Here is a 9,308-nt window from a genome sequence, read left to right on the forward strand (position 1 = left end):
CCGGGCCAGTCCGTTCCGGCGAACTGGCTTTTTTGCCGTGTCTGGACCACATAGGTAAGGCTCGCCGCCATCCGCGGCGGCGAATGCGAGGTGTGCCATGAAAAAGATCGGGTTTCTGTCCTTCGGCCATTGGAGTCCGTCGCCGCAATCGGGGACGCAGACGGCCGGGGATGCCCTGCTGCAATCGATCGACCTGGCCGTGGCGGCCGAGGAATTGGGCGCCGACGGCGCCTATTTCCGAGTGCACCATTTTGCGCGCCAATTGGCCTCGCCCTTCCCGCTGCTCGCTGCGGTGGGCGCCAGGACCAAGACGATCGAGATCGGCACCGCCGTCATCGACATGCGCTATGAAAATCCGCTCTACATGGCCGAGGATGCCGGGGCCGCGGACCTTATCGCCGGCGGACGTCTGCAATTGGGCATCAGCCGTGGCTCGCCCGAACAGGTGATCGACGGCTGGCGCTATTTCGGTTTTCAGCCCGAAGAGGGCAAGACCGATGCCGACATGGCGCGCAACCACGCCGAAGTGTTTCTCGAAGTGCTCAAGGGCAAGGGCTTCGCCCAGCCCAATCCGCGCCCGATGTTCCCCAATCCGCCGGGCCTGTTGCGGCTGGAGCCGCATTCGGAAGGCCTGCGCGAGCGTATCTGGTGGGGCGCGGCCAGCGACGCCACCGCCATCTGGGCGGCGCAGATGGGGATGAACCTGCAATCATCGACGCTCAAGTTCGATGAAAGCGGGGAACCGCTGAGCATCCAGCAGGCCAAGCAGATCCGCGCCTATCGGCAGGCCTGGAAGGAAGCCGGCCATGCCCATGAACCGCGCGTTTCGGTCAGCCGCTCCATCTTCGCCCTGGTGAACGACCAGGACCGGGCCTATTTCGGCTCGGGTCGACCCGAGGAAGATCAGTTCGGCTATATCGAGCCCGAAAAGCGGGCCGTATTCGGCCGGGGCTATACCGGGGAGCCGGACAAGCTGATCGCCGCGCTTGAAAAGGACGAAGCCATCGCCGAGGCCGATACCCTGCTGCTGACGGTGCCGAACCAATTGGGCGTGGCCTATAATGCCCATGTGATCGAGAGCATTCTCAAATATGTGGCGCCCGCCCTGGGCTGGCGCTGATCAGGGCAGGCGGAACGCGGAGGCGGCGCAATCATTGGCCTGCCAATAGCGTTCGACCGGCGTAAAGCTGCCGAGGGCCAGGTGCTCGATCCGAGCCGCGAAGGCCATGGCCCGGCATTCGTCCGGGCCGGCCACGACATGTACCATCTCGTGCAGGATGGTCAGCCGCCGCAGGGCGTCGGTACCTTCGGCCGAAAATTGCGGGCAGATGACCAATCCCACCCGGCCATCCTGCGGCGGGATGCGGACATAGGCGGCAAAGCGGGCGCAATCGCGGTCGGCCTGGCGCGACTCGGCGACATCGAGGCCAATCTCGCCGCCCCAATACGCGGACGTGAACCGCCCCAGGGTCAGCGCATCGCCATAGGCAGTGACATCGACGCCCATTTCACTGGCGGCAAGGCGCGGCCCGGCACGCTCGAAGGCCGTTATGGCCGCATTGAAAGCGACATTGACCGGATCGGCGAGGGCGGGAGCGGGGAACAGAAGGGCAGCGAGCAGGATCGGAAACAGGAAGCGCATGGCTCCTTCTGCCTCCGAACCGGGCAGGCGGCAAGAGGCAGCGATCCCGCTGTGTTCAGGCGGTCACACTCACGAAAAAGCGCCGTTTCGTCACATAAACCGGCCACAATTGACGCGGACAAGCGTGGGCGTGCTGCTGGATGCGGCGGAGGTTCGTGCGCCATGACCGGTCTTAACCTCGCGCTCACCAATTGTTTCCCTCAATCGAGGAACAGGGTAGAAGCAGCGTGATCCCTTTCTGCGACAGGTTTGCCTGATGGATTTCCGTATTTCGGCCGATGACCGCGTTGGTGCTCCCGCTGCCCGGCAAAGCAAGCCGCAGGCGCGGCCCGCCACCAAGAGTCAGCGCGTCGAACCCAGCATGGGCAAATCCGGCCTGGGCCAGACCATGGCCTTTTCGGTCGACAATGACCGCCCCGGCAATGCCGGGGGCGGCAATGGCGGCGGCAAGCCGCCCAAGAACAGCAAGCCGCGCAAGGGCCGGGCAATGCCGGCCAAGCCGCGCAGGAAGAAAAGCCGTTCCGGCGGCTTTCTCATGGGCCTGCTCTGGTGGGGCTTCGTGGCCTGTCTCTGGGGCGGCCTGGCCGTTATCGGCATCATCGTCTATTACGGCGCGCAATTGCCGGCGGCCAATACCTGGGCCATTCCCGAGCGTCCACCCAATATCCGCATCCTGGCCGCCGACGGCACGCTGATCTCCAATCGGGGCCAGACCGGCGGCGAAGCCGTTACCTTCCGCGAATTGCCGCAATATGTGCCGGCGGCCTTTATCGCCTCGGAAGACCGGCGCTTCATGAGTCATTTCGGCGTCGATCCGATCGGCCTCATGGCCGTGGCGGTGGAATCCGTGCAGGCGCGCGGGGTGACCCGTGGCGCCTCCACCATCACCCAGCAGGTGGCCAAGAACCTCTTCCTCACCCCCGACCAGACCCTGGGCCGCAAGGTGCAGGAAGCCATTCTGGCGGTCTGGCTGGAGCAGAATTTCACCAAGGAAGAAATTCTCGAACTCTATATGAACCGCGTGTTCTTCGGCCAGGGCGCCACCGGCATCGAAGCGGCGGCACAGACCTATTTCGGCGTCTCGGCCCGCAATCTGTCGCTGGGCCAGGCCGCCATGCTGGTCGGCATCCTGCCGGCCCCCTCGGTCTACAATCCCAAGACCAATCCCGACCGCGCCCGCGAACGGCAGCGCCTGGTGCTCAATCTCATGGCCCAGGAAGGCTATATCACCCGCGAAGAGGCCGATGCGGCCCGCATCGATCCCAGCCAGACGGTCCGCACCGTGGTGGCGGGCTCCGAATCCTATGTCGCGGACTGGGTCGAGAGCCTGATGACCGCCTATATCGGGGAGATCGAGAACGACGTCGTCGTGCAGACCACCATCGATTACAAGATGCAGCGCGACGCCGAGTTCATCGTCAAGGAAGCGGTGGCTAATGAGGGCCCCAAGCGTGGCTTCTCGCAGGGCGCGCTCGTTGCCATGGATGTCGACGGCACGGTGCGCGCCATGGTGGGCGGCGTGGATTACCAGCAGAGCCAGTATAACCGCGCGGTGACCGCCAAGCGGCAGCCGGGCTCGGCCTTCAAGCCCTTCGTCTATCTGGCGGCCATGGAAAAGGGCTATACGCCCGACACTTTGGCCGAAGACGCCCAGTTCGACTATAATGGCTGGAGCCCGCGCAACTCGACCGGCAAATATGCCGGCACTGTGACGCTGCGCCAGGGGCTGGCCTATTCGCTCAACACCATCGCCGCGCGGCTGGCCATCGACGTCACTCCCGAAAAGGTGATCGAAGTGGCCATGCGCATGGGCATTTCCTCGAACCTGACCGCGGTGCCGTCCATCGCGCTGGGCACCCAGGAAGTGAACCTGCTGGAACTGACCAGCGCCTATGCGCCCTTCGGCAATGGCGGCTATGGCGTCATTCCGAACGTCATCACCAAGATCGCCGATGTCGACGGCAAGGTGCTCTACGAAGCCTCCGATGCCGGCCCGGGCCGGGTGATCGACCCCAATATCCTGGCCGAGATGAACGACATGCTCAAGACGGCCGTGGAAGTGGGCACCGGACGCGGGGCCAATCTGGGCGGCTGGGATTTCGGCGGCAAGACCGGCACGTCCCAGGAATCCCGCGACGCGGTGTTCGTGGGCTATACCTCGGCCATGGTCACCGGCGTGTGGCTGGGCAATGACGACAACAAGGGAACCCGGCTTTCGGGCGGCAACGTGCCGGCCACGATCTGGTCCCAGTTCATGACCAAGGCCCATGCCGGCCGCTCGCCGCAGCCCATTCCGGGCGGCTCCTATGCCGGCCAGCTCATCGCCCAGCAGGTGATCGATCCCAATACCGGCATGCCGGTGATCGACCCCAATACGGGCCAGCCGCAGGTGCAATATGTCGATGGCGGCAGCGGCCAGCCGGTCCAGACCATGACCGACCCAGCCACCGGCCAGATCTATGCCATCGACCCGGCCACCGGCCAGCCGATGCAGGGCCTGCAGCCGATCCAGGGGCAGAGCGCCAATCCGCCGATCCAGACCGGAACCATGACCGACCCGGCGACCGGGATGCAATATGACTCGACCACCGGCCAACCGCTGACCAATGGCGCCGACCCGACCTGGGGCCAGTTCGACCAGAACGTGCAATATGACAGCTTCGGCCAGGCCATCGACCCGGTGACCGGCAATGCGCTGCAGCAGCCCAATAATGGAGCGGGCAATGCGCCGGTCGATCCCGATACCGGCCTGCCGATGACGCTGATCGTCGATCCGGCTACCGGCGAACAGGTCTGGGTGCCCAGCGCTCCGGCGTCGCAGGGCCAGCCGGTCTACAATCAGCAGCCCATCTATGCCGAACCGCAGGTGATCCAGCAGCAGCCCGGCCAGTTCGCGCCGCCCGCCGATATGGGCCAGCAGCCGGTCTACCAGCAGCCCAATTCCCAGCGCACGCTGATGGACATGATCTTCGGCAATTGACGCAGCGGAAAGAAAAGGCCCCGGATCGTCCGGGGCCTTTTTGTTTGCCGATGTTCGGCAGCGCCGCTGCTAGAGCACCACGATGGGCGCGCCGTTTGGCACGCGGTCGTAGAGATCCATGACATCCTGGAACAGCAGGCGGACGCAGCCGCTGGAGACGGCCTTGCCGATCGTCACCACGTCCATGGTGCCGTGCACGCGGTAGAGCGTGTCGCGATTGCCCTGGTGGATGTAGAGCGCGCGGGCCCCCAGCGCGTTGAGCAGGCCGGGCGGCTGGCCATGGCGGTACATTTCCAGCTCCGGCTGACGCTCGATCATCTCGGCGGGCGGGGTCCAGACGGGCCATTTGCGCTTATAGGCGATATGGCCCTTGCCGCTCCATTCGAAGCCGGCCCGGCCCAGCCCGACGCCATAGCGCATGGCCCGACCATTGGGCATGGTGAAATAGAGGAAGTAATTGGCCGTATCCACCACGACCGCGCCTTCGCGCTCGCCGGTGACATTGTCCACTTCCTGCCGCCAATAGATGGGGTTCATCATCGAGATATCCGCGGCGGGAACGGGATATTCCTCGTCGGGCCGGGCTCCATACATGGCCAGGACATCGGGCGGAATGGTGGGACGAACCGGTTCGGCCGGAGTGGTGACGCGGCTGGTGCCGGTGGTGGAGCAGCCGGCAAGAGCCAGAGCGCCGAAGCTGGCCAGACCGGCCAGAACAGCGCGGCGCGACGGGGTCGCGTCGAGAATGGTGGACATAATGATTTCCTTGGCCGCACAGGGCCTCTAAGCGAATGAAGGGTCGGTTTGGCTTCGCTCAGGCAGCTTTGGGCGGCCGCAAGGGTATGGTTTCCCGCCAGGCAGGCGGCGCAGCATCCAGCAGGGCGACCGGCACGTCGCAGGCCGGCGCCGGGGGCATTTGCGGCGCCGGGACCGGAATGGCCTGATGCGGCCCGCAGGGCATGATTATGCCCTTGCCCAGGTCGATCTCGCCGCGCTGGACCTGGACGAAAACCGGTATGGACACATTGTTCGCGTCCACGTGGTTCAGCACCACGATGGGCATGCTGACATAGCGATGCGCATGCGCCACCGTCGTCCCGGCAAGGGACGCGAAGGCGAAAATCAGGGCAATGAGGGCCACTACGCGCTGCATGCGGACCTGTTAGGCGGGCGATTGCGGCAGGATCGGGGCAGGATGGGTGTCATGGCCCCTCGCCGGGCGCCTGCCACGCCATTAGCGTCCGACCGTGTGTTTTTAGCCACGCCCGGCCCCGCTCCATGTCCGGCAGGGTGCGCGCAACGGTCGCCCAGAAGGCCGGCGAATGGTTCATCTCCACAAGATGGGCCACTTCATGGGCGGCGACATAATCGAGCACGAAGGGCGGCGCCAGGACCAGGCGCCAATTGTAATTGATATTGCCGGTGGACGAGCAAGAGCCCCAGCGGCTCGACTGGCTGCGCAGCCGCACCTGCTTGACGACGACACCCAGCCGATCCGCATGAACGGCGCTGCGCGCCTGGAGATCGGCGAGCGCCTCGGCCTTGAGCCAATCGTAAAGCCGGCGCGGCTGGTGCTGCGGATCACCGGGAACGCTGAGAAAGGGTCCGTCCTCGTCGGCGGCCTGGTCCACCCGGCCGCGCAATTGGCCGGAAGCGACTACCCTATGCACTTCGCCGCGCAAGGGCAATTCGATGCCGGCGGCCAGCACCTGCGCCGGTGCCGTGCGCGGCAGCCTTGCGGCCAGCCAGTGGCGATGGCGGAGAAGGAACGCCTCGGCATCGGCCCAGCGCGCCTTTTCCGGCAGGGTCAGCAGCGGCCCGCCGGGCGGCAGGGACAGGCGGAAAGAGCGCGCCCGCTTGCTGGTCCTGACGGCGACGGCCGTGCGCACCCCATCGAGATCGATGTGGGTGACGGCGGGCGGCGCGGGACTTTGGCGCAGGAAAGAAAACATCAGGCCGAAAAGCAAGAATCACTGGAGCCAGTTTACCCGGCGCCGGACGGGCCGGGCATAAAAATGGCGCCCCTTGCGGGGCGCCGAAGTGGCCGTTGGGAATAACCGGCTTCAGGAGGTAGGGAAGTCGAGAAAGATAATGCTCAGGCGTTGTTGGGGTTGCCCCAATTGTTGGAATTATTGCGCCCGTCATCGCCGAAACCCTGGCGGGAGCCGCGATGTTCGCTCATGAAGCGATCGAATTCCTCGCGGTCCTTTGCCTTGCGCAGATTGGCCATGTATTCGTGGAAGGCGTCGATCTCGGCGTCGAGACGGGCGCGTTCCTCCTCGAGGCGGCGAAGCTGCTCGGAGCGGTATTCGTCGAAGGCGGCATTGCCGGACGAGGCATGGTCGGTGCGGCCGAAACCGCTATGCTTGGCATTGTTGCGCATATAGCTGCATCCCTTGTTCCAATAGGACTGTGCCTTTTCGGCGGAGCCGCCGAACTTTTCGCCCCACAGGATATAGGCGAGGACGGCCAGGCCCAGCGGCCAGAACAGGATGAAGCCAAGGACCATGAGGGCGATGGTCAGGGGCGACCATTGCGGTTTGATGATTGCGGTGTTCATGTCGTTTCGTCTCCCAGTCACGATGCCCTTTAGGTGGTCGCGGCAAGGGTGGGATCAAGGATGTGCCTGTCGATTTTTTGCTCTTGAAATGACCCATTGCCTCCCTATAGGCCGAAAAATGGTGTGCCGCGGCCCGGCCCGATGCGCTAAGACAGGGCCATGAACGACGCGCTTCCCGCCCCCAATCTTCTGCCTGCCGGCTGGCGCCCGCTGCGCCTGCAGACGCTGCTGGTGCTGCGCTGGCTGGCCGTGGCGGGGCAGACGATCGGCGTGCTCTTCGTCTTTCTGGGGCTGGGCTTTCCATTGCCGCTCTGGGAATGCCTGGGGCTGATCGCGCTTTCGGCGGCGCTCAATATCGGGCTGGTCTGGCGCTATGGCGCCAATCTGCGCCTGGCGCCGCGCGTCGCCGCCCTGCAACTGGCGTTCGATCTGTGCCAGCTCGCGGGCCTCCTGGCGCTGACGGGGGGCTTGCAGAACCCGTTCTCGCTGCTGCTGCTGGCGCCGGTTTCGGTGGCCGCCACCACCCTGCCCCAGCGCCAGACGCTGCTGATCGCGCTGCTCGCCTGCGTGCTGGCCTCGCTGATCTCGGTGGTGCACCTGCCCCTGCCCTGGGATCCGGCGGCGCCCATCACCTTCAACCGCATCTATGTCATCGGCATCTGGGTGTCGATCATCTGCGGCGTGGTGTTCATCACCGCCTATACCAATCGCGTGGCCCACGATTCCCGCCAGATCGCCGATGCCCTGGCGGCGACGGAACTGGCTCTGTCCCGGCGCGAGCAGCTTTCGGCGCTCGATGGCCTGGCCGCCGCCGCCGCCCATGAGCTGGGCACGCCGCTCTCCACCATCGCGCTGGCCGCCAAGGAGATGCGCGCCGAAGTGGCCGAAGGCAGCCAATTGGCCGAGGACGTGGAGCTGATCATCGCGCAATCGGCCCGCTGCCGCGCCATCCTGGCCAAGCTGCGCAATCTGGGCAGCGAGCCGGCCGACCTCTTCGCCGAGGCGCCGCTGACCGACATTCTCGACGAAGTGGCGCGCCCCCATGAAGGGCGCGGCAAGGTGATCCTGTTCTATTCCGAGAACGCGGCCGGGCCGGCGCCGATCTTTCCGCGCTCGGTGGGCCTGCTCTACGGGCTGGGCAATCTCATCGAGAACGCCACCGATTTCGCCCGGCAGAGCGTGCGCATCGAAAGCGCCTGGGACCAGAGCGAAATCCGCGTCTCGATCACCGATGACGGACGCGGCTTCGCGCCGGAGCTGATCGCGCGGCTGGGCGAGCCCTATCTGACCAGCCGCCCCCGCGACCCCGCCGGCAGCGACGCGCACCAGCCGGGGGGAATGGGCCTGGGCATCTTCATCGCCAAGACGCTGCTGGAGCGAACCGGGGCCCGGCTGCGTTTCGACAATGCCGAACTCTCCGGCCATGCAAGGGTGACCATCACCTGGGAGCGCCGCGACCTCGACCAGCACGGGGCGGGCTGATTTTGACGGATCGGAAGCAAGCGATTATGGAAAAGCCCATGAACACGATCGAAGATCTCCTCGCGGCCGATCCGAGCCTGCTGCTCGTGGATGACGACGCCGCCTTTCTGGGCCGCCTCGAACGCGCCATGGCGCGGCGGGGCTTCGAAGTGCGCACCGCCGGCTCGGTGGCCGCCGGGCTCGCCGCCGTCGCCGAACGCCCCCCCGCCTATGCGGTGGTGGATTTGCGGCTCGAGGACGGCAACGGGCTCGACGTGGTCTCGGCCCTGCACCAGAAGCGCGCCGATGCCCGCGCCGTGGTGCTGACCGGCTATGGCAATATCGCCACCGCCGTCACCGCCGTGAAGCTGGGCGCCATGGACTACCTCTCCAAGCCCGCCGATGCCGACGACGTCATCAATGCCCTGCTGGCCACCGGCGAGGACAAGCCCGAGCCGCCCGAAAATCCGATGTCGGCCGATAGGGTGCGCTGGGAACATATCCAGCGCGTCTACGAACTCTGCGATCGCAACGTTTCGGAAACCGCCCGCCGCCTCAACATGCATCGCCGCACATTGCAACGCATCCTGGCCAAGCGCGCCCCGCGCTGAAGCGCCGGCCAGTTCAAAAACCTCCGGGTTCACCTGGTTGATGGAAGCCCCGAG

The 9,308-nt window shown here is 65.6% G+C and carries 9 protein-coding genes; 4 read left to right on the plus strand and 5 right to left on the minus strand.

What is annotated here, in order from left to right; all coding sequences use genetic code 11:
* The first annotated feature begins 97 nt into the window (after positions 1-97).
* A complete protein-coding gene (locus tag A3840_RS09605) occupies positions 98-1,120 on the plus strand; it encodes an LLM class flavin-dependent oxidoreductase (RefSeq protein WP_067455451.1) in 1,023 nt (340 codons plus the stop codon).
* Here A3840_RS09605 and A3840_RS09610 read toward each other — a convergent pair whose 3' ends face one another.
* Complete coding sequence (locus A3840_RS09610) at positions 1,121-1,642, minus strand: hypothetical protein (RefSeq protein ID WP_067455454.1); 522 nt, start codon at positions 1,640-1,642, stop codon at positions 1,121-1,123.
* A 256-nt stretch (positions 1,643-1,898) separates the two neighbouring features.
* Here A3840_RS09610 and A3840_RS09615 point away from each other — a divergent pair, with 256 nt between their 5' ends.
* Complete coding sequence (locus A3840_RS09615) at positions 1,899-4,622, plus strand: PBP1A family penicillin-binding protein (RefSeq protein WP_067455457.1); 2,724 nt, start codon at positions 1,899-1,901, stop codon at positions 4,620-4,622.
* 69 nt (positions 4,623-4,691) lie between these two features.
* On the opposite strand, the gene A3840_RS09620 is transcribed toward A3840_RS09615, so the two are convergent.
* From A3840_RS09620 to A3840_RS09635, 4 genes are all read right to left on the minus strand, one after another.
* Positions 4,692-5,378: a L,D-transpeptidase gene (locus tag A3840_RS09620; RefSeq protein WP_082903784.1), complete on the minus strand. Its 687-nt coding sequence runs from the start codon at positions 5,376-5,378 to the stop codon at positions 4,692-4,694.
* A gap of 58 nt (positions 5,379-5,436) precedes the next feature.
* Positions 5,437-5,775 carry a hypothetical protein gene (locus A3840_RS09625; RefSeq protein ID WP_067455460.1) on the minus strand — a complete coding sequence of 113 codons (339 nt, stop codon included), beginning with the start codon at positions 5,773-5,775 and terminating at the stop codon, positions 5,437-5,439.
* Positions 5,776-5,824: 49 nt separating this feature from the next.
* The gene (locus A3840_RS09630) at positions 5,825-6,574 is read right to left on the minus strand and encodes a M48 family metallopeptidase (protein ID WP_067455491.1); all 750 of its coding nucleotides are present in this window, start codon (positions 6,572-6,574) and stop codon (positions 5,825-5,827) included.
* 143 nt (positions 6,575-6,717) lie between these two features.
* A complete protein-coding gene (locus tag A3840_RS09635; protein ID WP_067455464.1) occupies positions 6,718-7,182 on the minus strand; it encodes a DUF2852 domain-containing protein in 465 nt (154 codons plus the stop codon).
* A 159-nt stretch (positions 7,183-7,341) separates the two neighbouring features.
* On the opposite strand from A3840_RS09635, the gene A3840_RS09640 reads away from it, so the two are divergent.
* The gene (locus A3840_RS09640; protein ID WP_067455467.1) at positions 7,342-8,664 is read left to right on the plus strand and encodes an ActS/PrrB/RegB family redox-sensitive histidine kinase; all 1,323 of its coding nucleotides are present in this window, start codon (positions 7,342-7,344) and stop codon (positions 8,662-8,664) included.
* Between the two features lie 38 nt (positions 8,665-8,702).
* Entirely contained in the window at positions 8,703-9,254 is a 552-nt protein-coding gene (locus A3840_RS09645) for an ActR/PrrA/RegA family redox response regulator transcription factor (protein ID WP_067455494.1), read from the plus strand.
* Positions 9,255-9,308: the final 54 nt, after the last annotated feature.

It is taken from the genome of Devosia elaeis, assembly GCF_001650025.1.
Classification (GTDB): Bacteria; Pseudomonadota; Alphaproteobacteria; order Rhizobiales; family Devosiaceae; genus Devosia; species Devosia elaeis.